Source organism: Aeromonas sp. AE23HZ002T15 (genome assembly GCF_054165525.2).
Map to the genome: position 1 here is coordinate 1,216,854 of NZ_CM201342.1, position 22,950 is coordinate 1,239,803.

A 22,950-nucleotide genomic window follows, 5' to 3' on the forward strand; every position below is an offset into this window, starting at 1 on the left:
TTACTCATAAAACTCCGAATCCTCGGTCTCGCCAAAGCCCGCTCCCCAGAAATAGGGGTCTTCCGCTTCCCGCTCCAGCGAACCCATGGCGGCGCCGACCAGCAGCGCCGCATTGGCAACTTGAATATCTTCCGGCACCCGCTGCCCGTCGGTGATGTAGCTGATGGGCAGCGCATTCTGAATGCATACGTTGATCACCTCCCCCAGATTCAGGCTCTCGTCGAGCTTGGTCAGGATGCAACCGGAGAGCGGGATACGCCGGAAGTGATCCACCGCCTCCTGCATCACCCGGCGCTGGGAGGTGGCGGACATCACCAGATAGCTGCGAATGCGTACCTTGGCATTCTTGACCAGGGTGTCGAGCTGTTCGGTCAGGCGGATATCCCGCTGCCCCACACCGGCGGTGTCGATGAGCACCAGCCGGCGATGGCGGAACTGGTAGAGCGCACTGGCCAGCTCCTCGGCATCCCGCACCTGGCGCACCGGGCAACCCATGATGCGACCATAGGTCTGCAACTGCTCGTGGGCACCGATCCGGTAGTTGTCCGTGGTGATGAGGGCCACCTGCTCGGCGCCGTACTTCATGGCGAAGCGGGCGGCCAGCTTGGCGATGGTGGTGGTCTTGCCGACCCCGGTCGGGCCGAGCAGGGCCACGGCACCGCCCTGACGCAGGATGTCATCTTCGCTGATCTTGAGCTGGGCCGTCAGCACCTCGGCCAGCTGGGCCATGGCCTGATGGATGGGCATGTCTTCCGGGATGAGGCCCGCCAGCTGATCGGCGAAGGCGTCATCGAAGCCCATCTTCTTGAGCTCCTTGATGAGCAGGGCTCGCATCGGTTCACGGCGCTCCACCTCCTGCCACATCAGGCCTGAGATCTGGTGCTCCAACAGCTTGCGGATGCTGGCCATCTCCTTGCGCATCCCCTCCATCTCCTGATCCCGCTGCGGGGCCTGAGCCGGACGTGACGGGGAGGCGGGACGGGGCCTCGGCTTGGCGGGCTCGGGGGCAGTCCCCCACTGGCCCTGTTCCGCCAGGGTTTTGGGGGCGGCGCTGGCCGACACCAGACCGGCAGACTGGTTGCTTCCCCTCTCCCCCGCCGGATTGGCGGGGTTGAGCTTCTGCTGGCGCGCCAGCAGGGCAGCCAGGGTGTCGGCGTAATATTCGTTCTGCTCCTTGGGAGCCTGGCGCGTCATCTGCTTGCCCGCAGACGAGATATTGACGCTCTCATCGTTCAACTGACGGCGAACCGGCGCATCTTTAGGCCCGGGTACCTGGGACTGATAATCGACAGCGGCGACTATCTCCACCCCACCGGTGACCTTCTTGTTGGACATGATGACAGCATCCGGCCCGAGAGTCTCCTTGACCTCGGCCAGCGCAGTACGCATGTCTTTGGCAAAAAACCGCTTAATCTTCACCCGTCATCTCCGCTAACTAGCCCTGTCCTACCGCACTGACGATGCGGATTTGCTTGTCATCAGGGACTTCCTGATAGGACAGGACGCGCAATCCAGGAATGGCATTCTTGACAAATTTCGCCAGGGTATTGCGCAGAATCCCCGATGTCAGAAGCACGGCCGGTTGGCCTTCCAGTTCTTGTCGTTGAGTGGCTTCCACCAGGGAGCGCTGCATCCGCTCCGCCAGTCCCGGCTCTATGCCGGCGCCATCTCCCCCACCTGCTTGCAGGGATTGATGCAATATACGTTCCAATTCTGGTGATAGTGTGATCACCGGCAGCTCGGGCTCGGGGCCGGCGATCTCCTGCACGATGAGCCGGCGCAGGGCGATACGGCAGGCGGCCGTCAGCACTTCCGGATCCGGGCTGCGGGGCGCATATTCCACGAGGGTCTGCAGGATAGTGCGCATATCGCGAATTGGCACGCCTTCATTGAGGAGATTTTGCAATACCTTGACCAGGTTGCCCATGCTGATCACCTCGGGAACCAGGCCTTCCACCAGCTTGCTCTGGTGCTTCCCTATCATGTCCAGCAGCTGCTGCACCTCGTCATGACCCAGCAGCAGGGCCGCGTGGCTGGAGAGGATCTGGCTCATGTGGGTGGCGACCACAGTCGCGGCGTCCACCACCGTGTAACCCAGGGTCTGGGCCTGGGAGACCTGCTCCTTGGCGACCCAGACCGCCTCCAGCCCGAAGGCGGGATCCTGGGTGGCGATGCCCTGGATCTGGCCAAACACCTGACCCGGGTTGATGGCCATCTCCTTGTCGTGATAGACGGTGGCCTCACCCGTGCTCACCCCCATGAGGGTGATGCGGTACTGGTTCGGGGCGAGATCCAGGTTGTCCCGGATATGCACGGCGGGCACCAGGAAGCCGAACTCCTGGGAGAGCTTCTTGCGCACCCCCTTGATCCGGTTGAGCAGCTCGCCCCCCTGGCTCTTGTCCACCAGCGGGATGAGCTGATAACCCACCTCGAGGCCGATCACATCCACCGGCATGACGTCATCCCAGCTCAGATCCTTCTGCTCATGGGGCTGATCCGCCGCCTGTGGCAACAACTCGCCACTGGCTACCTTGGCGGCACGCAGCTTGTCACGGCGCAGCAGCCACCAGGCACCGACCGCGGCGATGCCGCCGAGGCTCAGGAAAGCCAGATGGGGCATGCCGGGCACTATCCCCATCAACAGCAGGATGCCGGCGGAGATCACCAGGGCCTTGGGATTCTCGAACAGCTGGCCGAGCACCGCCGTGCCCATGTCCTGATCCGTGTTCTGACGGGTCACTATGATGGCGGCGGCGATGGAGAGCAGCAGGGAGGGGATCTGGGCCACCAGGCCGTCACCGATCGCGAGCAGGGTGTAGACCTGGGCCGCCTCGCCGAAGGTGAGCTGGTGCTGCACCATGCCGATGATGAAGCCGCCGATGATGTTGATGAAGAGGATCATGATGCCGGCGATGGCATCCCCCTTCACGAATTTGGAGGCACCGTCCATGGAGCCGTAGAAGTCCGCTTCCTGGGTCACGTCCTGACGGCGCTTCTTGGCCTCCTCCTGATTGATGAGGCCGGCGTTCAAGTCCGCATCGATGGCCATCTGTTTGCCGGGCATGGCATCCAGGGTGAAGCGGGCGCTCACCTCGGAGATCCGGCCCGCACCCTTGGTGACCACCACGAAGTTGATGATCACCAGGATCATGAAGACGATGATGCCGACCGCATAGTTGCCACCGATCACCACGTTGCCGAAGGCCTCGATCACGTGACCGGCGGCCGCGGTGCCGTTGTGGCCTTCCAACAGCACCACCCGGGTGGAGGCGACGTTGAGGGCGAGACGCAGCAGGGTCGCTATCAGCAAGACGGTGGGGAAGGCGGCGAACTCCAGGGGGCGGCGGGTGTAGACGGCCACCAGCAGCACCACGATGGAGAGGGCGATGTTGAAGGAGAACAGGATGTCCAGCATCAGGGGCGGGATGGGCAACACCACCATGCCGAGGGAGGCGAGCACCAGCAACGGGGTCCCCACCCCCTTGCCAAGCAACCACCTGTACTCTTTTAAACGGCCCAATCCTGCCTTGAATCCCATCGTTGTTCTCAACTATCGACTGCCAGTTGGCGGATTAAAGCAAACATCAAGCCAAAAGTTCAATCAGTTGATATATAAGGATTTTATTTTAAAGCTGTCAGAAGTTCGACGTTGGTGAAATATGCAGCATGGGAAGGGCCAGGACGGACAGGTGCAGATATTGGCAATCCGGAAGACAGGCTGGCAAACCATGGTGGCTCATCTGCAGGCGCCATCAGGCAAGCACCTACGCAGCAATGAGGGTGATGGCGGCGCCAACGTCGACACGCCAGGGGGATCGGCAACCCTTCGGCGATCGGGAACGGGCGGAAATCGCGGCCAAAGCGGAACCTCTGGAGCTGAGGGATGCGAACCTCTAGACCCTGACGGCACAGGGTGACAGTGACCCTGGATGCTCGTTCGACGCACCGCCAGGAAGGCAGGCGCTACTTGCGAAACTCCGGCGGGATCGGCAGATCCTTGGCGATGGGGGTCGGGCGGCGACCGCGGCCACGGCGGAACTTCTTGAGCTGATAGACGTAGGCCAGTACCTGGGCCACGGCGGCGAACAGTCCCTCCGGGATCTCCTGCCCTATCTCGGTGGCATGGAAGATCGCGCGGGTGAGCGGCGGCGAGGCCATGATGGGTATATCGTACTCCCGGGCGATCTCCCTTATCTTCATCGCCACCTCGTCCGTGCCCTTGGCCAGCACCTTGGGGGCCGCCCCCGGCTTGCTGGCGTCGTATTTCAGCGCCACCGAGTAGTGGGTCGGGTTGGTGATCACCACGTCCGCCTTGGGCACATCCCCCATCATGCGGCGCATCGCCATCTGCATCTGCAACTGGCGGATCTTGCCCTTGACCTCGGGCTTGCCCTCGCTGTCCTTGAACTCGTCCTTGATCTCCTGCTTGGTCATCTTGAGCTGACGAGTGTGGTTCCAGGTCTGGAAGGGCACGTCGATGGCGACGATGGGGATGAGGGCGCAGCAGAGGATGATCAGCATCCAGAGCAGCAGATCCAGGGCGTCTATGATGCCGCCGGGAAAGCCCTCGAGGGAGAGATTCAACAGGTGATTGAACTGGCTGGATAGCATCCACCAGGCGAACAGGCTGATGAACACCACCTTGGCGATGGATTTGAGCAGCTCCACCAGGGATTGCACCCCGAACATCCGTTTGAGGCCACTCAAGGGGCTCAGCTTGCTCCACTTGGGCATCATGGCCTCGGAGGAGAAGTTCATCCCCCCGAGCAGGGTATTGCCGACGAAGGCGGCGATGGCCACCAGCAGAAACAGCATACCCAGCGGCTGCACCAGCTCCCACAGCAGGGTCGGCAGCATGACCCCCATGGCATTGGGATCGAACACCTGCTCCCGCTCCAGGGTGAAGCCGGTGGTGAGCACCTTGACCATGGCCCCCGCCAGGCTCTCCTTGATCATCAGGAGACCAAAGACGGTGGCCAGCAGGACGCTGGCGGTTCCCAGCTCCTTGGAGCGCGCAATCTGCCCTTTTTCCCGGGCTTGTTGCAGTCGTTTGCCCGTGGGTTGTTCGGTACGTTCCTGATCGGTATCAGCCATGCTGACCTCCGAGGCTGGCCATTCCTGGCGGCATGCCGCCCAGGCCGGCCATCAGGACGAAGGGGATGCCCTCAGTGCACTCAGCCATTCTGGCCCCCGAAACAGCGCACATCGATCAGCTCGCAGCTGGTCTCCTGCACCCGCTCCCAGATGGCTTCGAAGTGCCCCATGAAGCCCCCTATGGTGAGCCAGAGGATGAAGAGACCGGACATCATGCTGACCGCGAAGCCGATGCTGAAGATGTTGAGCTGGGGGGCGGCCCGGGTCATGACCCCGAACGCGAAGTTGATGAGCAGCAGCGCGACTATGGCCGACAGGGCCATCACCAGGGAGGCCTGGTACATGACCCCGAGGAAGCTTATCAGGCTGCGGATAGCGGGCAGGGAGAGCCCGCTGTCCGACACCGGCAGGGTCTCGAAGCTCAGCACCACCATCTTGATCATCAGCAGGTGGCCATCCACCGCCAGAAACACCAGGGTCGCCAGCATCAGATAGAACTGGCCCACCACGGGGGCGGACTGGCCGTTCATGGGATCCACCAGGGTGGCGAACCCCAGGCTGGTCTGCATGGCGATGACCTGACCCGCCATCACGAAGGTTTCCAGCAGGAACTGGGTCATCAGACCCAGCGCGATGCCAATAAGCAGCTGCTGACCCAGCACCAGGAAGCTGCCGACGGAGAAGAGTTCGACCTTGGGCATGGGGGGCAAGAGGGGGGCGATGATGAAGGTGATGGCGAGCGCCAGGCCCATGCGCACCCGGGCGGGGGCCAGGCGGCTGCCAAATACCGCCATCACCATCAGCAGGCTGCTGATGCGGGCAAGGGGCCAGACGATGGACGCCAGCCACTCCATGATCACCGCCGTGGTGTAGGTCATAGGGACCCCTGACTCACCCCACCACCTCGGGGATCTGGCTCACCATCAGCTGGAAGAAGTCCATCAGGCTCTGCAGCCCCCAGTGGGCGCCGAGTCCCAGGGCCAGCAGGGTCACCACCAGACGGGGCAAGAAGCTCAGGGTCTGTTCGTTGATGGAGGTTGCCGCCTGGAAGATGGCGACGACCAGACCCACCATCAAGCTCGGCAGGATCACGGCGCAGACCATGATGGTCACCAGCCAGAGCGCCTCGCGAAACACGTCGACAAAGGTTTCAGGACTCATCGTCTCGGCTCCTCTCTATTGGCCGGCTAGCCGGCACCCAGCCCGAAGCTGTTGGCCAGCGACCCCAGGATCAGGTTCCAGCCGTCTACCATGACGAACAGCATCAGCTTGAAGGGCAGCGACACCAGCATGGGTGAGAGCATCATCATCCCCATGGCCATCAGGATACTCGCCACCACCAGGTCTATCACCAGGAAGGGCAGGAACAGCATGAAGCCTATCTGGAAGGCGGTCTTGAGCTCGCTGGTGACGAAGGCCGGGATCAGCACCCGCAGGGGCACGTCGGCGGGCTTGTCCACCTGCACGTTCGCTATCTCCATGAAGGTGTTGAGATCCTTGACCCGGGTCTGGGCCAGCATGAACTGGTGGATGGGCAGTTCGGCCTTCGCCAGCGCCTCCTTGGGACCTATGGTCTCTGCCAGATAGGGCTGCAGCGCCTCCTCGTTGATGCGATCCAGCACGGGGGACATTATGAAGAACGACATGAAGAGGGCGATGCCGATCAGCACCTGGTTGGAGGGGCTCTGCTGCAGGCCGATGGCCTGACGCAAGATGCCGAGCACCACGATGATCCGGGTGAAGGAGGTCATCATGATGACCATGGCCGGCAGGAAGGAGAGCGCGGTCATCAGCGCCAGCACCTGCAGGGTCAGGCTGTACTCCTGACTGCCATCCGCCATGGTCTTGACGGTCAGCGCCGACATGCCGTCCTGGGCCAGGGCCAGGGGGGCAAGCAGGCCGAGGGACAACCAGATCCAGTTAGCTTTTTTCATGCTTGCCCATCAATTTGCCGAGCTGCTGGGAGAAGGCCTGGGGCTGGCTCTCGTCCAGGGGCTCTTCCAGGCGGTAGAGGAAGTTGACCTGCTGGGGGGTCACCCCGATGAGCAGCTGCTGCTCCCCCACCTTGACCACCATCAGCTTCTCCTTGTAGCCGAGCGGCAGGGTGGCGATCACCCTCATCTGGCCGCCCCCCATGACGCTGGTGAGCTTGCTCTTCTTGAGCAGGAAACCCAGCACCAGGATGAGGCCGATGACCATCAGGCTGGAGAGCAGCCAGGAGGTGATGCTGGGGGGATTGACCCCCTCCGCCAGCGCAGGAGAGGCGAACAGTATCAGGGCGAGAGCGCGGATCATTTGAGTTTCTCGATCCTTTCGGCCTGGCTGATGATGGCATCGGTCAACGCAATGGTGCTGGTCATTTGAGTTTCTTGATCCGCTCTATCTGGCTGATGACATCGGTCAACCGGATGCCGAACTTGTCGTTCACCACCACCACCTCGCCGTGGGCGATCAGGGTGCCGTTGACCAGCACGTCCAGGGGCTCGCCGGCCACCCGATCCAGCTCCACCACCGAGCCCTGGTTCAGTTGCAGCAGGTTGCGGATGCTGATCTGGCTGCGACCCACCTCCATGGCGATGGTTACCGGAATGTCCAGAATGGTATCCAGCTTGCGCCGCTCCTCGGCACTGATGGGGGCGTCGTCTTTGAGCTCCTCCAGGGGCGCAGGCTTGGCCTCGGCCGTCACCTGCTCTTCCAGCGCGGCCGCCCAGGCGTCAGCCATCAGATCCTGCTCGTCATCGGTTCCGCTCATCTCGAATTCCTTATGCTGCTTGTTGCTGCTTAATGCTGCTTTCATGCCCATGGTGACGGGCCGTCAATCAGGGGTGTTTATCGGCGATGCTGCGCTCGAGCTCTTCCAGCTCGGCTTCGCCATCGATACGCACGCCCCCGCGGGTCACCAGATGCATCTCTGTCTTGACCCCGTCAGGGCGCTTGATTTTGTCGGTGATCTTGAGCGCCACGTTCTCCTTGGTGCGCCCCATCTTGGCGTGGAAGGTGGGTAGGTCCTCCACATAGACCAGCAGGTTCTCCGGCATCTCCACCGGGATGATGTCGCCGGGTTTGAGTTCCATCAGATCCCGCAGGGTCAGCTCGGTTTCCAGCAGCTTGGCCTTGAGCTCTACCTTGACGTCCATGATCTCGTCCCGCAGCGCCTTGCTCCAGCGCACGTCCGTGTCCCCCTTGTCGCTCTGCACCCCGGCATCCAGCAGTTCACGGATGGGTTCGAGCATGGAGTAGGGCATGGCCACGTGGAAGTCGCCGCCGCCGCCGTCCAGCTCGATGTGGAAGGAGCTCACGACGATCACCTCGGTGGGGCTGACGATGTTCGCCATGGCCGGGTTCACCTCGGAGTCGAGGTACTCGAAGCCCACGTCCATCACGGGGGCCCAGGCATCCTTGTAATCCTCGAACACCAGCTTGAGCAGCATCTGTATGATGCGCCGCTCCGTGGGGGTGAATTCGCGCCCCTCTATCTTGGCGTGGTAACGGCCGTCACCGCCGAAGAAGTTCTCCACCAGGATGAAGACGAGGCGCGCCTCCATGGTGATGAGGGCCGTTCCCTTCAAGGGACGGAAACGCACCATGTTCAGGCTGGTGGGCACGAACAGGGTGTGCACGTACTCACCGAACTTCAGCATCTGCACGCCGTTGATGGAGACCTCGGCGGTGCGTCGCATCATGTTGAACAGGCTGATGCGCATGTGACGGGCGAAGCGCTCGTTCACCAGCTCCAGGGTCGGCATGCGGCCACGGACGATGCGGTCCTGGGAGGAGAAGTCAAACTGGGCGATGCCGGGATCCCCGGCCGCCCCTAACTCTTCCTCTTCGACATCATCGACACCGTGCAAGAGGGCATCAATTTCGTCCTGACTTAACAGATCGCTCACGCTTCACCTTTATCCATGACTATGTCGGCTCGTTACTGCATCACGAAGCCGGTAAACAACACTTGTTCTATGACGGGAGTGGCGACCAGGTCGTTGAGCACCCGGCGACACTCCTCCAGTGAATCCTTGCGCAGCTTCTCCTTGCCCTCGAAGGTCATCAGCTGCTCGGCGCTGGCGGCGCTGAAGACGCGCAGCAGGGTCCCCTCGATCAGGGGGATGTTCTGCTTGGCCAGGGTCTCGTCGGCGGCACCCCGCACCATCAGCTGGATCTTGATCTGCACCAGTCGATCCCGCTGGCCACCCGCCACGTTGAACACGAAGGGGCGCGGCATGCCCACGTAGAGCGAGGGCTGGGGCACATTCTCTGCGGGTGTGGCCTCGGCGGCTTGTGCCGCTGGCTTGTCATCCCCGGACAGCATGAACCAGGCGCCGGCTCCCCCGCCCCCCAGCAACACAACGGCCAGGGCGATAATCATGATCAGCTTCTTTTTCTTGGCTGCCGCCGGGTCCTTCAGCGTCAGTTCGTTATCGTCTGCCATCCCTCGTCCACCCTAGTCTCAAACTTGTTCGGTATCATAAACTTACTTAAGAATGCATCAAGCATAGAAATCAATTCCGGCATCGTTTGCCGATTCCACCAGCAGACTCAGGGTGTGGGTCGTCCCTTCGGCCTCTCCCTGGCCCCGGCCACCGAAGGCACCGCTCCCCTGCTGGCCCTGCCCACCCAGATTCGATTGCCCCTGGGATTGCTGCTGCGCCAGTTGTCCCTGCTGCTGGGACTGTTGTTGTGACTGTTGCTGTACTTGGGTCTGACCGAGCTGGATCCCCTGCCCCGCCAGCATGTCCCGCAGCCGCGGCATGGCCTGCTCCAACATCTCCCGGGTCTGGCCGTGCTGGACCACGAAGTTGACGTTGGCCTGGCTGTCCGCCCCCATCTGGATCTGGATCTTCATCTTGCCAAGCCCCAGAGGATCGAGCTGGATCTCCGCCTGCTGCAGCTTGTCCGTCAGCATCAGGTTCACCTTCTGATGCAGCTGAACGGGGGTCTCGGGCGTGGCCAGCTTGAGGTGCGGCAGGCTCTGGGCCTCCCGTCTGGCGGCCACTTCGGCGGCCGGCTTGTTGTCACTGGCCTGGGTCTGGGCCGCTTGCAGGGAAGAAGCTGACTCGCTCTGCTCCAACCCCTTGGTCTCCAGCACCGCCTGCTTGCCCGGTTCGTTGAACTTGGGTTTCACCTCCGCCGGCTTCAGGTCGGCGGCGGCCCTGACGGCCACCGCAGGCTCGGCCTCCATCTGCTGGATGCCGGCCGAGAGAGCCGTCAGCGAGGCCTGTGGCCCCTGGGACTCGTGACGAGCCAGTACCTGCTGGGGCGCCGCCATCACGGGATCCGGATCCGCAGCCTTGGCCACGGGGGCGGCACTGCCGGTCGTGCTGGCGTCGGGCTTGGCCGCAGCGGCCTGCGCCGGCTTGGATTCTGACTCCTGCGCAGCCGCGCTAGGCTTGCGGCCCTCTTCAGCGGCAGTCGCTGCATCCCTGTTGGACTCAGGGTTGCCATTCACGCCGGTGTCCACCTTGACCAGCCCTTCACCGAAGGCCTTGGCCGCACTGGCCTGCACGCTAGGAGAGGTTTGTGCGCCCGCACCATTGGTAGCTGACTCCGGGGTCGTCTGTTGCTGGGATTTGTCTGCCATCGGCAGGGATTTGTCTGTCACCTGGGCCCCTGCGCCCTGTGGCTCGGCGGCGGATGCGCCGGCCACCACCTTGGCCAGCAGGGCGGCGCGCGCCTCGCCAGACAAGGGTGTCGTCGGTTTAGAAGATGCAGACGTAGAGTCGACCGGCTTGTCTTCGGCCACGGCCTCTTCTTCCGACTGGTTGATGGGCAGAGGATTGGTTGACTGGGCTGAGGCAGAGATGTTTTGAGCTCCCTTGTCAGCGTCACCCGCACCATCTGCCTTGCCTTGATGATCAGGCGCCTGCGCAGTGCTCCCCTCACCCGCTTGTTGCAACAGCGCCTGCTGCGCGGCGGCCACTTGCCCTGCGGCGCCCCGGGTCTGGGCCGGCTTACTGGTCTCAAGCAGCGACTGCGACTCGGGCGGCAAGTCGTTGCCGTCGGTGGCCACAGGCGCTGCCTGTGTCGCCTGTGTCGCCTGGGCGGCAACAGGCAGGATCAGGCTGGTGTCCTGGCGCAGGGAGGCCTGCAACTGCTGCAGGAAATCATCGGGGGGAAGTTCTGTCTCGCCGGCCTTTGCCTTGTCGGCTTTGGGCTCTGTGTTCGGAGTACTCTCATCGATCGCCGCCAAAGATTTGGCATCCGGGGCGGGTGCGGCGAGCACGTCGCCGCTCACGGCCGTAGCGGCAGAGCCCTTGTCGACCCGCTGCGCCAAGGCCATGGCGTCAGCGAAGGCGACCTTGCCGTCACCCTGCACCAGCGCGGCACCATCCTGAGTGAGGCCTGCGAGGGCGACACCACTGTCGGCAGGGGTGGCCTGAGTGGCGGCCTTAATCAACTGGGTCTGTATCATGCTGGGATCCTGACGACAATCCGGTGTGATGGCCGCACGGCCAGCAGGCAGGTACGGCGTCTTAGCGCTTTGCCGAGATAAGAAGCAAATTACAGGCCAGAATGGTGATACCGACGCTGGATGGCGTAATCATCCAGCATCTTCTGCTCCTGGCGCTGGGCTTTCTGGCGCACCTTGTCGGCCTTCTTCTCCAGCAGGAGCTCGACGGCCTTGCGCCTCTGCTGGGCCTCCAGCCATTGGGTACGGCACACCGCCAGCGCCTCGCGCACCTGCAGCACCCCCTCATACTGTTGGGTCGCCGCGTTTTCCAGCTTGTTGATGAAGGCGTGATACTGGCTGTTCTGCTGGGGGCTGATCCCCTGCAGGCCACGGTCGGTCCATTGCTGGTGATAGATCTGGCGATACTGGTTGAGCGCGTTTTGCTGATCCATGAACAGCTTCAAGTCCTGCTGCGCCTTGGCCAAGGCCAGCGCCGCCTGATTCTCGGCCTCCAGTAACCTGGTCGACAGCAATTCCAGTCCTTTACTCATCACCCGTCTCCCGGTTCATCTCATCAGCGCATCAGTGGCATGGCCACCAGTTGCAGGGATTGCAGGCCTTCATCGTAGTGAATGACCTCCCGCATCTTCTGCTGCAAGAACTGATCCAGATAGGGTTTCTGGATGATGGCCCGGTCGATGCGCGGATCCGATCCCTGGCTGTAGGCCCCTATGGTGATGAGATCCCGGTTCTGTTGATAGAGGGAGTAGAACTGCTTGAAGGTGCGTGCCAGCTCCATGTGCTCCGGCGAGGTGACCATGGGCATGACCCGGCTGATGGACTTTTCGATGTCGATGGCCGGGTAGTGGCCCGCATCCGCCAGCTCCCGCGCCAGTACTATGTGGCCGTCGAGGATGGCCCGCGCCGCGTCGGCGATGGGGTCCTGCAGATCGTCCCCCTCGGTCAGCACGGTGAAAAACGCCGTGATGGATCCCTGGCCGTCGCTGCCGTTGCCGGCCCGCTCCACCAGCGCCGGTAATTTGGCAAACACAGAGGGCGGATAGCCCTTGGTGGCCGGCGGCTCGCCCACCGCCAGCGCAATCTCGCGCTGGGCCTGGGCGTAGCGGGTGAGGGAGTCCATCAGCAGCAGCACGTTGAGCCCCTGCTCGCGGAAATACTCGGCGATGGCCAGCGCCGTCTCGCAGCCCTTGAGCCGCATCAGCGGCGAGGCATCGGCGGGCGCCGCCACCACCACGGCGCGCTCGCGCCCCTCGGCCCCCAGGATCTCCTCGATAAACTCCTTCACCTCCCGGCCCCGCTCGCCGATGAGGCCGACCACCACCACGTCCGCCACCGAACCTCGGGTCATCATGCCAAGCAGCACCGACTTGCCGACGCCTGAGCCCGCGAACAGCCCCATGCGCTGGCCCTGCCCGACGGTGAGCACGGCATTGATGGCACGCACCCCCACGTCCATCGGTTGATGAATGGGGCGGCGGGAGAGTGGATTGATGCGCTGCTGGGCAAATTGCACCGTCTGGGAGGCGATGATGGGGCCCAGCCCGTCGAGGGGCTGGCCTATGCCGTCGATGACCCGGCCGAGCAGGCTCATGCCCACCGGGATGCCGTGATCCTCGGTGACAGGCACCACGCGGGCGCCGGGGATCACCCCCTTGAGCTGTTCGCTTGGCATCAGGAACAGGCGATCGCCGGAGAAGCCGACCACCTCGGCTTCCAGCCAACCATCCTGGGTATCGATGCGGCACAGGGCGCCGATGGCGGCGCGGCAGCCGATGGCCTCCAGGGTCAGCCCCACCACCCGGGTCAACTTGCCCGCCACCGGCGGGGTGGGCGCCACATCACGGACCCGATAGGCTTGCAGTCGACCCAGCAGAGCTGTCATGTCGCCTCCGACGATAAGAAGAGATAAGGCCCCGGCAGCCTGGCTGCTAAGACCCGAAAAGTGAGCGTCATCATAGTGCCAACGGGGCTAGTGCGCATGGTGTTGCGAGCCGATGAGATAAGTCACCTCAATCGGCATTATCACGCAGGAAGTTGCGCAGCAGCTGATCGATGCGCCCCGACAGGGTCAGATCGATGCTGGAGAGCTCGGTAGCCAGTTGCAGATCGCCGGGGGAGAGGGTGGGATCACTTTGCAGCCGCCAGTGACGCTTGGCACACTCCTCGGCGCCGAAGGCCTCCTCGACCCGGGCCACGTCGTCCGGGTGCAGCATCAGGGTGACGCCGTGCTCGGCGGCAGGCAGCAGGGAGAGCCCTTGCTTGAGCGCCTCTAGCAACAGCCTGGGGGAGGTTTCGGCCTCGTGGCGGATGAGGGCGCGGGCGAGCTGCTGCACCAGGCTGATGAGCTGCTGCTCCACGGCGGCGTCCAGCTCGCTCAGGGGATTGGCGAGGCGATCAGCCAGCCCCTGCCAGTGGGCAACCTGCTGCTCCACCTGCTCGCGACCCATGGCAAGCCCCTCTTCCCTGCCCTGTTCGAGCCCCGCCTGATGGCCCTGCTGCAAGCCTTCCAGCTTGCCCTCCTCGAGCCCCTTGGCAAAACCGGCCTCGCGTCCCTCGGCCATCCCCTCCTCCCAGGCGGCCTGGCGAATGGCTTCCAGCTCCTCGGCGGTGATGCTGGGAGCGGGTTCTTCCTCGGGCTCGGGGTCTGGGGTTTCGACTTCCTGCTCCTGCCGATACCAGTCCGGGCTGAGCCCCAGGGCGTTGCTCTGGATCTCAGACTCGACCTCCATCTCGGGCCAGCCCCAGGCCTGCGCCGGCAGCTCGTCCGGCTCGGGCCTGACGTAACCGCGCAGCTTGTTATTCTTGTTGTTCATGCTCTGGCAGCACTCCTCACCGGGATGATATGGCGTGACAATTCAGGGTGACAGACCAGGACATCATAGGAACTCTTCGCCACCACCGGCCCCCAGCATGATCTCCCCCGCATCCGCCAGACGGCGGGCGATGGAGAGGATTTCCTTCTGGGCGGCCTCCACTTCGGAGACCCGGATCGGTCCCATGGCCTCCAGATCGTCCGCCAGCATCTCGGCGGCCCGCTTGGACATGTTCTTGAACACCTTCTCCCGCATCTGATCGTCGGAGCCCTTAAGGGCCCGTTGCAGCAGATCCCCCGGCACTTCCCGCAGCAAAGTCTGAATGCCGCGATCGTCCACGTCGATGAGGTTCTCGAACACGAACATCAGATCCTGGATCTGCTGGCTCATCTCCTCGTCCGAGTCGCGGATGGAGTCCATCAGCTGACCCTCGATGTTGGTGTCGAGGTAGTTCATGATGTTGGCGGCAGCCTTGAGGCCACCCATCTTGGCGGCCTGAGCCCCGGCCGCACCGGCGAACTGTTTCTCCATGATGTCGTTCAATTCTTGCAGGGCCGCCGGTTGCACCTCTTCCAGGTTGGCGATACGCATCACCAGATCCAGGCGTACCTGCTCCGGGAACTGGCTCAGGATCTCGGCAGACTGCTCCGGCTCCAGGTAGGACAACACGATCGTCTGGATCTGCGGGTGTTCGTTCTGGATGATGCTGGCCACCTGGCGCGCATCCATCCACTTGAGAGAGTCGAGGCCACGGGCACCGGATCCCAGGATGATCTGATCCACCAGGTTGCTGGCCTTGTCCTCCCCGAGCGCCGCCACCAGGGCCTTGCGCACGAAGTCTTCGCTGCCGATGCCGATGTTGGTGTACTTCTGGATATCGTCGATAAATTGACGATGCACCGCCGCCACCCGGTCGTGACTGAAATCCGACATGGAGGCCATGGACATGCCGAGCCGCTGCACCTGTTTGGGCTCGAGGTGACGGAAGATCTGGGCTGCGTCCTCTTCGTTGAGGCTCAGCATCAGCACGGCCGCCATCTCCATCCCGCTCATCTGATCCAGGATCAGGCGCTGGCTGTCGGTAATCTCGTTACCGGTGACTTGGTTCTTGTTCTCTTCAGGCATCTCGGTTCGTTACCCATTCTTTAATGACCTGAGCGGCCAGATCCGGTTCATTCGCCACCAGCGCACGCACCGCCTTGAGCAAGTCTTCATCCTTGTGCAGATCCGGCAGCTTCAAGTGGCCGTCGCGCACCCCGAAGATGGGCTCGGCCTCAGCCTGGGCCGCCAGCAGGCTGAGCTCGTCATCCCCGCCCAGCACTATGCTGTTGTCCAGATCCAGCTCCCCTTCCGGTCTCGCATCCGGGTAGAGCAGACGTTTGAGCATGGGCCTGACCACGGTCACGATCAGCACTATGATGACCAGCACAGAGGCGGCGATACGCACCGCACGCCAGAACCAGGGCTGCTCGTAGAGCGGGATGTCGGCCACGGCCTCGAGTTCGGGGCGATTGAACGGGATGGCGACCACTTCCAGGGTATCCCCCCGGGTCACGTCGAAACCGAGGCCGCCGCTCAGCAGGCGGCGCAGGGTGTCGAGCTCGGCCTGGGTGCGGGGCTCCCGGGTGACGGCACCCTCGGCGCCCGGGGTCGCCTTGTAATCCACCGCCACCGACACCGTCATGCGGCGAATGCCGCCCTGCTGGCGCCGGATGTGGCTGATGGTACTGTCCAGTTCGAAGTTGCGGGTCGCCTCCTTGCGGGAGCGGCCGCTCGATGCGGCGCTGCCATCCGCGGCGGTCGCCTCCTGGGGAATGCTGGAGGCCGCCGGGGGCTGGTTGGAGAGGGCACCGGGCACGCCGCCATTACTGCCGCCCGAGCTGTTCTCCTCCACCGTCATCTCGGAGCGCACCGCGGGCAAGTCCGGGTTGAAGGTCTTGCGGGTCTGCTCCTGCTGGGAGAAGTCTAGGGAGAGATCCACCTCGGCGGTGTAGTTGTCCGCCCCGAGCACCGGGATCAGGATGGCGTCAATTTTTTGTTTGTACTCCAGCTCCTGCTTCTGCTGCATCGCAAACTCTTTGCGGGTCTGGGCGGAGAGGGGATCCTGGGAGCCGGAGTTGAGCAGACGGCCGTTCTGATCGGTGACCGTGACCCGGGTCGGCTCGAGGCCGTGGACGGCGGAGGCCACCATGTCGACGATGGAGTCCACCTCACCCTGGCCGAGGGCGCTGCCCCGCAGGCTCAGCACCACGGTCGCGCTCGGCTTGCGCTCGTTGCGGGCGAACACGTTGTCTTTGGGAATGGCCAGCAGCACCTGGGCCTTGGCCACGTTCTGGAATTGTTCGATGGCGCTCGCCAGCTGGCGCTCGCGGCTTAGCTTGAGGCGCTCCCCCTCCATGCGCTGGCTGACGCCGAAGCTGGAGTCCTTGAGCAGGATGGACTCGCCGTCGTTGCTCACGTCGTTGCTGCTGGCGAGGCCGGCCCGGGTGAGGCGCAGGCGGATGTCCGCATAGTTCTCGGCGCTGACCAGCACGCTCTTGCCATCCACCTGATAGGGGATCTTCTGCTGATCGAGGTAGTCGAGGGTGGAGACCAGCTCCTGGGTGTTGAAGGTGCCGAGGGGACGCATCTCCGGCTCCTTGCCCCACAGCAGGATGAAGACGGCGATGGCCAGACAGATGGTCAGCCCCAGGATCAGGGTGATCTGGCGCAGCACGTCCGTGTTGGAGAGGAACCCCAGCGCCGAGCTCTTCTGCTCTTGCTCATCCAGGGTCGCCGCCCCTTCGTTGTTGATCAGCAGATCGCCGTTTTGATCGTTAGCCACGGTTTATGTCCTTATTGCTGACATGTTCATGATGCTCAGTCGCCATGGGCTGCTTATACCGGCATGTTCATGATGGTCTTGTAGGCATCGACCATCTTGTTGCGCACCTGGACCGTCGCCTCGAAGGCGATGGAGGATTTCTGGCCGGCGATCATCACCTCGGAGAGATCCACCGACTTGTCGCCGAGATCGAAGCGGGTGCGCAGATCGTTGGCGCTGCCTTGCAACTCGTTGACGTTGTCGAGGGCCAGCTTGAGCATCTGGCCGAAATCCGAGCTGACCGGGCGACCGGGCTGGGCCAGCGGAGTCGCCCCCGCCTCGACCTTGAGTGCCTGCATCTCTTGCATCAGGCTGCTTGCACTTATTTCCATCTTTCATCCCCAGACAAATCATTGACGCTGACAGGCTTGAAGCAATAAGGGTGCCAACCAGGGCGAACAGCTGGGATCAGGGGTGAAAGCGGCGGGATGATCAGGCCGGTGGTGACCGGCCATCGGGGATCAGATCGCGGGCCAGGGCTGCTTGCCCAGCAGCAGCCGCAGGTAACTCAGGTGCAGATCGTAATGCTCGCCGGCGGGCAGCTTGGCCAGCACCTCATCGCGCAGGTAATGCGCCTTGGCGCTCGCCTCCCCGGGAGCCACCAGTCCCACGGCCACCAGCTTGGCCATGATGGCGTGGGAGAGGGCCAGGCTGGCCTCATCGGCCTCTCCCCAGCCGAACCGACCCTGATGGCCAGCAGGCGTCAGACAAGGCTCGAGCGGAGCAACCCTATCCCCCCAGACCCAGAAGGCCATGGGGATCCCATCCTGCAACCGCAGAGAGATGCTCTGCTTGTCCCACTCCCGGCTCTGGGCCGCCATCACATCCTGTTCAGGCTCATGGGCCATATCCTCTCCTTGTCCTGGGTTGTCCTGGGACCTTGTCAGCGTGCGCCCATAAAAAAGAGGGCCGAAGGCCCCCTTTTTACTGCAAGTCCGCGGATTTAAAAAGACGTTGCCGCTCTGTGATCGCAGAAAAACATGCACCCGCTCAAGGGCTGCACGATCACTTGTTCAGATCATCGTCCAGCCAGTATTTGGAGCCGGAGATATTGGCGTCAAGCAGCAGTCCCTTCTCCCCAATCTGGTAGATGGCCATGCCGCCATTGTACTTGGCGGTGAGCTCGGCACTCTCCTTGCCCGCCACGGCCCCCACCTCCGAGGTGGCCTCCCAGCCCTGGTTGACGAAGGCATCGAAGCGGGCCTTGTCTTCAAACAGGATCACCTGCTGGTAGAACTTGCCACCTAGCCCGGCCGCCAGACCGGCACCGAACATCTTCATATAGGTGTGCTTGCCGGTTTTGCGGTTGACCGCCACCCCCGCGCCCTGGTTCGTGTGGATCATCAGGGAGAACTTGCGAGAGTCGAACACCGCGTAGCCATAGGCCTTGTCAAATAACAGCTTGGCGGAGGGTTGTTCGTTGAACAGCCGCACCAGGGCGGTGTCGGCCATGGTATCCAGGGCGGTACGCGCCTCGGCGGGGGTCTTGGGCTCCAGCATGGTGTCGAGCTTCTTGTCGGCGGTGTTCAGCCACTCCTTGCCGGTGGCCGCGCTCTCTTCGGTCCAGGCCCCCGCCTTGTTATAGGCATCGGATCCCCAGGTTGAGACGGACTCCCAGGTCGCCTTGGAGAAGTCGGTGATCCCCTTCCACGCCTCCTTGCTGGTGTCGCTCACCGCGGTGCCGAGCTCGGAGGCGGCCTCCTTCAACTTGGCCCAGTCGGCGTGGCTGGGGGTGGATGCCAGCACCAGGGCGGCGGCAATCAGCCAGGTTTGGCTCTTCATGGTCTACTCCTTCTGCTCGTCAGCGAGTCATTACCCTATCAGATTTAATCGTACGTCAAAACGCATCCCGTTCACGACTATGCCTTGTGGCTCAATCACCTGCGCCACTTGCCCACCAGCGCATCATGGCGACCCTGGCGTTTCCCACCGCCCTCCCCGGGAGGAAGCGAGGCTGCCGTCATCGGACGATAACTGTCACCGGCACCAGCGGAGATCTCCCTCTTCATGGCCGGTGCAGGGGGGAGGAAGCCGTAAATATTGTTCGGCCAGAGACCCCCGGTTGTATAGTTTTTGGTTAGCCATTCCGGTAAAATCCGCGCCCTTATAATAGAGCCACCTAAGAGTGATTGAGCGATGTCCAACACAAAACAGGCCCCCAAAGTAGGATTCGTCTCCTTGGGTTGCCCCAAAAACCTGGTCGATTCCGAGCGCATCCTGACCCAGCTGCGTACCGAAGGGTACGATGTGGTGCCCAGCTATGACGATGCGGAGCTGGTGGTGGTCAACACCTGCGGCTTCATCGACAGCGCGGTACAGGAATCCCTGGAAGCCATCGGTGAGGCCCTGGCCGAGAACGGCAAGGTGATCGTCACCGGTTGCCTCGGCGCCAAAGAGAACCAGATCCGCGAGATCCACCCCAAGGTGCTCGAGATCACCGGTCCTCACGCCTATGAAGAGGTGCTGGGTCACGTCCACAAGTACGTGGAAAAACCCACCCACAACCCCTTCACCAGCCTGGTGCCGGCCCATGGGGTCAAGCTGACTCCCCGTCACTACGCCTATCTGAAAATTTCCGAAGGCTGCAACCACCGCTGCACCTTCTGCATCATCCCCTCCATGCGTGGGGATCTGGTGAGCCGTCCCATCGGCGAGGTGCTGGCCGAGGCCAAGCGCCTGAAAGAGGCCGGCGTGAAGGAGATCCTGGTGATCTCCCAGGACACCTCAGCCTACGGCGTGGACGTCAAACACCGCACCGGTTTCTACGACGGCATGCCGGTCAAGACCAGCATGGTGGCCCTGTGTGAAGAGCTCGCCAAGCTCGGCATGTGGGTGCGCCTGCACTACGTCTACCCCTACCCGCACGTGGATGACGTCATCCCGCTGATGCGCGACGGCAAGGTACTGCCCTACCTGGACATCCCGCTGCAACACGCCAGCCCGCGCATCCTCAAGCTGATGAAGCGCCCGGGCACGGTCGAGCGCACCCTGGAGCGCATCCAGAAGTGGCGCGAGATCTGCCCCGAGATCACATTGCGTTCCACCTTCATCGTCGGCTTCCCCGGCGAGACCGAGGAAGAGTTCCAGATGCTGCTGGACTTCATCGACAAGGCGGAGCTGGATCGGGTCGGCTGCTTCAAATACAGCCCGGTCGAGGGTGCCAAGGCGAACGAGCTGCCGGATCCTGTGCCGGAAGAAATCCAGGAAGAGCGCTTCCAGCGCTTCATGGAGCTGCAGCAGCAGGTATCCATCCGCAAGCTGGCCCGCAAGGTGGGTCAGGAGATGACAGTCCTCATCGACGAGGTGGACGAAGAGGGCGCCACCGGCCGATCCTTCGCCGATGCCCCCGAGATCGACGGCCTGGTCTACCTGAACGGTGAGACCGGCCTCAAGCCCGGCGACATGGTCAAGGTCCGCATCGACGAGGCGGACGAGTACGACCTCTGGGCCAGCCTGATCGACTAAGGCCAGCCGCCTCGGCAGCCATGCCGCTGCCAACAAGCCAGTCAGTCCTGCTGACTGGCTTTTTTATTGCCCGCCGACGTCCAGTCCCTGGGGGTCACCCCTACCGCTTGCGGTCAGCCCGACCACACGCCCTCTCAATCCGTTTCACTCCATTCCAATCTGCTCGACTCGACCCCTGAAGGGGGATGGGATGACCTTCTGCCCCCTCCGTGACCCAGCGCACAATCTCGAAGTGCTTTGCGGCTTGCTTGTTTCATGCTCAAAAAAAAGCCACCAACCAGGGGAAAAAACGAGCACGATCCAGTTCACAGTATCGTCTTTGAACTGTCATAAAGGGTGACTTGGTGTTTCTTGAGAATTAATGTAACCATATAATTTTAAAAGCTTAAAATCACAGTTTGACGATATTGACGAGCCGTCTTGGGTTTTTACGATATCGACGAAATGAAGAGTTGTTGTTTTCCTGTTAATTCTGCTTTTCTAAGGGCGTTGGATGACACAACTACAAGGGTGCAAAACCTGACCAACATAGAGGGCCGATGTCCAAGCATGCGATATCGGTGCTCCATTCCAAAACCATGGAAGACCAATAAGAAAGGAAAAAATATGCTTGCCAAAGTATCCAAAATCGCTACCTCAGTCATGCTGGGGACCCTGCTCGCCGGCATGACCGGCACAGCCATGGCCGCCGAGAACAAGACGGTGCTGACCCTGGTTGCCCAGCAGGAAACCGCATGGGTGAAAAACTTCAACCCCTTCCTGCAGGCCGGTCTGCTGCACACTACCCGTCACTTCATCTATGAGCCGCTGGTGATCTTCAACGATATGCAGGGTGGCAAACCCGTCTATCGTCTGGCCACCAACTATGCCTTCAGCGATGATCTGAAGTCCGTCACCTTCGATCTGCGCGAAGGGGTCAAGTGGTCTGACGGTGAAGCCTTCACCGCCGACGACATCCTCTTCTCCTTCAACCTGGTCAAGGCCAACAAGGCGCTGGATGAGCGCTCCATCTGGACTCAGATCAAGGGTGTCGAGAAGCTGGGGGATCACAAGGTCAAGTTCGACCTGGCCGAGGTGAACACCAACGTGGTGAACGACCTGGTACTGGTGCCCATAGTGCCAGAGCACCAGTGGAAATCCGTCAAGGATCCGGTGGCTTTCACCAACGACAAGCCGGTCGGTACCGGTCCCTTCACCGAAGTGGACAACTTCTCCGCCCAGCTCTATACCCAGTGCCGCAACCCGCACTATTGGGATAACGCCAGCCTCTCCATCGACTGTCTGCGCATGCCGCAGATGGCCACCAACGACCAGGTACTGGCCGCCGTGATGAAGGGTGACGTGGACTGGTTCGGTTCCTTCGTGCCGGACATCGAGCGCCTCTACGTCGGCAACGATCCGAAGAACAACAAGTACTGGTTCCCCGCCTCCGGTACAGTGGCGTTCAACGTCAACTTCCAGAGCAAGAATCCGGGCAACCACGAAGCCTTCAACGACATCAACTTCCGTCGCGCCTTCTCCATGGCCATGGACCGTCAGTCCATGGTGGACATCGCGGGCTACGGCTACCCGACCGTCAACGAGTACCCGTCCGGTCTTGGCAAGGCGTTCGCCTCCTGGGACAACCCGGACGTCGAGAAGAAGTACGGCAAGTACAACAAGTTCGACCTGGAAGGGGCCAAGGCACTGCTGAAAGAGGCGGGCTACAAGGACTGTGACGGCGACAAGTTCCTCGACACCCCGAGCTGTAAGAAGATCGAGTTCAAGGTGCTGGTACCGAACGGCTGGACCGACTGGGTCAACACCGTCCAGATCGGGGTCGAAGGCCTGCAGGCCCTGGGTCTGAACGCCAAGACCTCCACCCCGGAAGCCACCGTCTGGACCGAGAACCTGATCACCGGTGACTTCGACGTCGCCCTGCAGGGTTACTTCGCCGGTGCCAACCCGCACAAGTACTTCGAGACCGCCTTCCACTCCCGCAACATGGGTGAGCGCGGCAACCGCTTCGCGGCGCCTCGCTACAAGGATCCGGCGCTGGACAAGCTGATCGACGACTTCACCCAGACCGCCGACGCGGCCAAGCAGAAAGAGATCATGTTTGCCATCCAGGAGCGTGTCGGGGCCAACCAGACCATCATCCCGGTGTTCAACAACCCGACCTGGTACGAGTACAGCACCAAGCGCTTCAATGGCTGGTTCAGTGCCGACAACCCGGTTGCCAAGCCGCAGGTACACCCGGATACCCCGGAGCGTCTGCTGCACGTGTTGTCACTCAAGCCAAACAGCTAATCTCCCCGGCCCCCTGC

21 protein-coding genes are annotated in these 22,950 nt (G+C 62.3%); 2 read left to right on the forward strand and 19 right to left on the reverse strand.

Annotated elements, in window-relative coordinates; all coding sequences use genetic code 11:
* The 19 genes from flhF to befA form a co-directional block, all read right to left on the reverse strand.
* Positions 1-1,419 carry a flagellar biosynthesis GTPase FlhF gene (gene flhF, locus ACT5M9_RS05495; protein ID WP_438548725.1) on the reverse strand — a complete coding sequence of 473 codons (1,419 nt, stop codon included), beginning with the start codon at positions 1,417-1,419 and terminating at the stop codon, positions 1-3.
* 16 nt (positions 1,420-1,435) lie between these two features.
* Positions 1,436-3,538, reverse strand: a complete 2,103-nt coding sequence (gene flhA, locus ACT5M9_RS05500; RefSeq protein ID WP_457981128.1) for a flagellar biosynthesis protein FlhA — start codon at positions 3,536-3,538, stop codon at positions 1,436-1,438.
* 425 nt (positions 3,539-3,963) lie between these two features.
* The gene (flhB, locus tag ACT5M9_RS05505; RefSeq protein WP_457981126.1) at positions 3,964-5,094 is read right to left on the reverse strand and encodes a flagellar biosynthesis protein FlhB; all 1,131 of its coding nucleotides are present in this window, start codon (positions 5,092-5,094) and stop codon (positions 3,964-3,966) included.
* Positions 5,095-5,174: 80 nt separating this feature from the next.
* Positions 5,175-5,972 carry a flagellar biosynthetic protein FliR gene (gene fliR / locus ACT5M9_RS05510; protein ID WP_457981124.1) on the reverse strand — a complete coding sequence of 266 codons (798 nt, stop codon included), beginning with the start codon at positions 5,970-5,972 and terminating at the stop codon, positions 5,175-5,177.
* Positions 5,973-5,985: 13 nt separating this feature from the next.
* Positions 5,986-6,255, reverse strand: a complete 270-nt coding sequence (fliQ, locus tag ACT5M9_RS05515) for a flagellar biosynthesis protein FliQ (RefSeq protein ID WP_438548721.1) — start codon at positions 6,253-6,255, stop codon at positions 5,986-5,988.
* Between the two features lie 26 nt (positions 6,256-6,281).
* Complete coding sequence (gene fliP / locus ACT5M9_RS05520) at positions 6,282-7,028, reverse strand: flagellar type III secretion system pore protein FliP (RefSeq protein WP_438548720.1); 747 nt, start codon at positions 7,026-7,028, stop codon at positions 6,282-6,284.
* Positions 7,015-7,389, reverse strand: coding sequence for a flagellar biosynthetic protein FliO (fliO, locus tag ACT5M9_RS05525; RefSeq protein WP_457981122.1), 375 nt, complete (start codon positions 7,387-7,389; stop codon positions 7,015-7,017). The genes fliP and fliO overlap by 14 nt, the downstream gene beginning before the upstream one ends.
* A 61-nt stretch (positions 7,390-7,450) precedes the next feature.
* Positions 7,451-7,846, reverse strand: coding sequence for a flagellar motor switch protein FliN (gene fliN, locus ACT5M9_RS05530; protein WP_025326247.1), 396 nt, complete (start codon positions 7,844-7,846; stop codon positions 7,451-7,453).
* 67 nt (positions 7,847-7,913) lie between these two features.
* Positions 7,914-8,984, reverse strand: a complete 1,071-nt coding sequence (gene fliM, locus ACT5M9_RS05535) for a flagellar motor switch protein FliM (RefSeq protein WP_349918854.1) — start codon at positions 8,982-8,984, stop codon at positions 7,914-7,916.
* Between the two features lie 32 nt (positions 8,985-9,016).
* Positions 9,017-9,523 carry a flagellar basal body-associated protein FliL gene (gene fliL, locus ACT5M9_RS05540; protein WP_457981120.1) on the reverse strand — a complete coding sequence of 169 codons (507 nt, stop codon included), beginning with the start codon at positions 9,521-9,523 and terminating at the stop codon, positions 9,017-9,019.
* A 57-nt stretch (positions 9,524-9,580) separates the two neighbouring features.
* Entirely contained in the window at positions 9,581-11,503 is a 1,923-nt protein-coding gene (locus ACT5M9_RS05545; protein ID WP_457981118.1) for a flagellar hook-length control protein FliK, read from the reverse strand.
* Between the two features lie 89 nt (positions 11,504-11,592).
* Positions 11,593-12,033, reverse strand: a complete 441-nt coding sequence (gene fliJ / locus ACT5M9_RS05550; RefSeq protein WP_100860326.1) for a flagellar export protein FliJ — start codon at positions 12,031-12,033, stop codon at positions 11,593-11,595.
* A 23-nt stretch (positions 12,034-12,056) separates the two neighbouring features.
* Complete coding sequence (gene fliI / locus ACT5M9_RS05555) at positions 12,057-13,385, reverse strand: flagellar protein export ATPase FliI (protein WP_100860325.1); 1,329 nt, start codon at positions 13,383-13,385, stop codon at positions 12,057-12,059.
* 127 nt (positions 13,386-13,512) lie between these two features.
* Positions 13,513-14,316, reverse strand: coding sequence for a flagellar assembly protein FliH (fliH, locus tag ACT5M9_RS05560; protein ID WP_457981115.1), 804 nt, complete (start codon positions 14,314-14,316; stop codon positions 13,513-13,515).
* Positions 14,317-14,379: 63 nt separating this feature from the next.
* The gene (fliG, locus tag ACT5M9_RS05565; protein WP_438548713.1) at positions 14,380-15,441 is read right to left on the reverse strand and encodes a flagellar motor switch protein FliG; all 1,062 of its coding nucleotides are present in this window, start codon (positions 15,439-15,441) and stop codon (positions 14,380-14,382) included.
* On the reverse strand, positions 15,434-17,140 hold the full coding sequence (gene fliF, locus ACT5M9_RS05570) for a flagellar basal-body MS-ring/collar protein FliF (protein WP_438548712.1): 1,707 nt from the start codon (positions 17,138-17,140) through the stop codon (positions 15,434-15,436). The genes fliG and fliF overlap by 8 nt, the downstream gene beginning before the upstream one ends.
* Positions 17,141-17,193: 53 nt before the next feature.
* Positions 17,194-17,511, reverse strand: a complete 318-nt coding sequence (fliE, locus tag ACT5M9_RS05575) for a flagellar hook-basal body complex protein FliE (RefSeq protein ID WP_349918868.1) — start codon at positions 17,509-17,511, stop codon at positions 17,194-17,196.
* 129 nt (positions 17,512-17,640) lie between these two features.
* On the reverse strand, positions 17,641-18,027 hold the full coding sequence (locus ACT5M9_RS05580; RefSeq protein WP_457981113.1) for a hypothetical protein: 387 nt from the start codon (positions 18,025-18,027) through the stop codon (positions 17,641-17,643).
* A 157-nt stretch (positions 18,028-18,184) separates the two neighbouring features.
* On the reverse strand, positions 18,185-18,961 hold the full coding sequence (gene befA / locus ACT5M9_RS05585; protein WP_457981111.1) for a beta cell expansion factor BefA: 777 nt from the start codon (positions 18,959-18,961) through the stop codon (positions 18,185-18,187).
* A gap of 354 nt (positions 18,962-19,315) precedes the next feature.
* Between befA and rimO the strand changes: the two genes are divergently transcribed.
* Both rimO and ACT5M9_RS05595 read left to right on the forward strand, forming a co-directional pair.
* Entirely contained in the window at positions 19,316-20,644 is a 1,329-nt protein-coding gene (gene rimO, locus ACT5M9_RS05590; RefSeq protein WP_457981109.1) for a 30S ribosomal protein S12 methylthiotransferase RimO, read from the forward strand.
* Positions 20,645-21,250: 606 nt separating this feature from the next.
* Positions 21,251-22,933 carry an ABC transporter substrate-binding protein gene (locus ACT5M9_RS05595; protein WP_438548708.1) on the forward strand — a complete coding sequence of 561 codons (1,683 nt, stop codon included), beginning with the start codon at positions 21,251-21,253 and terminating at the stop codon, positions 22,931-22,933.
* Positions 22,934-22,950 lie beyond the last annotated feature (17 nt).

Bases quoted from the DNA above. Each gene is read 5' to 3' on its own strand.
- fliR (WP_457981124.1), bottom strand. From the start codon at position 5,972: ATGACCTACACCACGGCGGTGATCATGGAGTGGCTGGCGTCCATCGTC.
- ACT5M9_RS05580 (WP_457981113.1), bottom strand. From the start codon at position 18,027: ATGGCCCATGAGCCTGAACAGGATGTGATGGCGGCCCAGAGCCGGGAG.
- befA (WP_457981111.1), bottom strand. From the start codon at position 18,961: ATGAAGAGCCAAACCTGGCTGATTGCCGCCGCCCTGGTGCTGGCATCC.
- fliE (WP_349918868.1), bottom strand. From the start codon at position 17,511: ATGGAAATAAGTGCAAGCAGCCTGATGCAAGAGATGCAGGCACTCAAG.
- flhB (WP_457981126.1), bottom strand. From the start codon at position 5,094: ATGGCTGATACCGATCAGGAACGTACCGAACAACCCACGGGCAAACGA.
- ACT5M9_RS05595 (WP_438548708.1), top strand. From the start codon at position 21,251: ATGCTTGCCAAAGTATCCAAAATCGCTACCTCAGTCATGCTGGGGACC.
- flhA (WP_457981128.1), bottom strand. From the start codon at position 3,538: ATGGGATTCAAGGCAGGATTGGGCCGTTTAAAAGAGTACAGGTGGTTG.
- ACT5M9_RS05545 (WP_457981118.1), bottom strand. From the start codon at position 11,503: ATGATACAGACCCAGTTGATTAAGGCCGCCACTCAGGCCACCCCTGCC.
- fliQ (WP_438548721.1), bottom strand. From the start codon at position 6,255: ATGAGTCCTGAAACCTTTGTCGACGTGTTTCGCGAGGCGCTCTGGCTG.
- fliI (WP_100860325.1), bottom strand. From the start codon at position 13,385: ATGACAGCTCTGCTGGGTCGACTGCAAGCCTATCGGGTCCGTGATGTG.
- fliP (WP_438548720.1), bottom strand. From the start codon at position 7,028: ATGAAAAAAGCTAACTGGATCTGGTTGTCCCTCGGCCTGCTTGCCCCC.
- fliL (WP_457981120.1), bottom strand. From the start codon at position 9,523: ATGGCAGACGATAACGAACTGACGCTGAAGGACCCGGCGGCAGCCAAG.
- fliG (WP_438548713.1), bottom strand. From the start codon at position 15,441: ATGCCTGAAGAGAACAAGAACCAAGTCACCGGTAACGAGATTACCGAC.
- fliH (WP_457981115.1), bottom strand. From the start codon at position 14,316: ATGAACAACAAGAATAACAAGCTGCGCGGTTACGTCAGGCCCGAGCCG.
- fliN (WP_025326247.1), bottom strand. From the start codon at position 7,846: ATGAGCGGAACCGATGACGAGCAGGATCTGATGGCTGACGCCTGGGCG.
- fliO (WP_457981122.1), bottom strand. From the start codon at position 7,389: ATGATCCGCGCTCTCGCCCTGATACTGTTCGCCTCTCCTGCGCTGGCG.
- fliJ (WP_100860326.1), bottom strand. From the start codon at position 12,033: ATGAGTAAAGGACTGGAATTGCTGTCGACCAGGTTACTGGAGGCCGAG.
- rimO (WP_457981109.1), top strand. From the start codon at position 19,316: ATGTCCAACACAAAACAGGCCCCCAAAGTAGGATTCGTCTCCTTGGGT.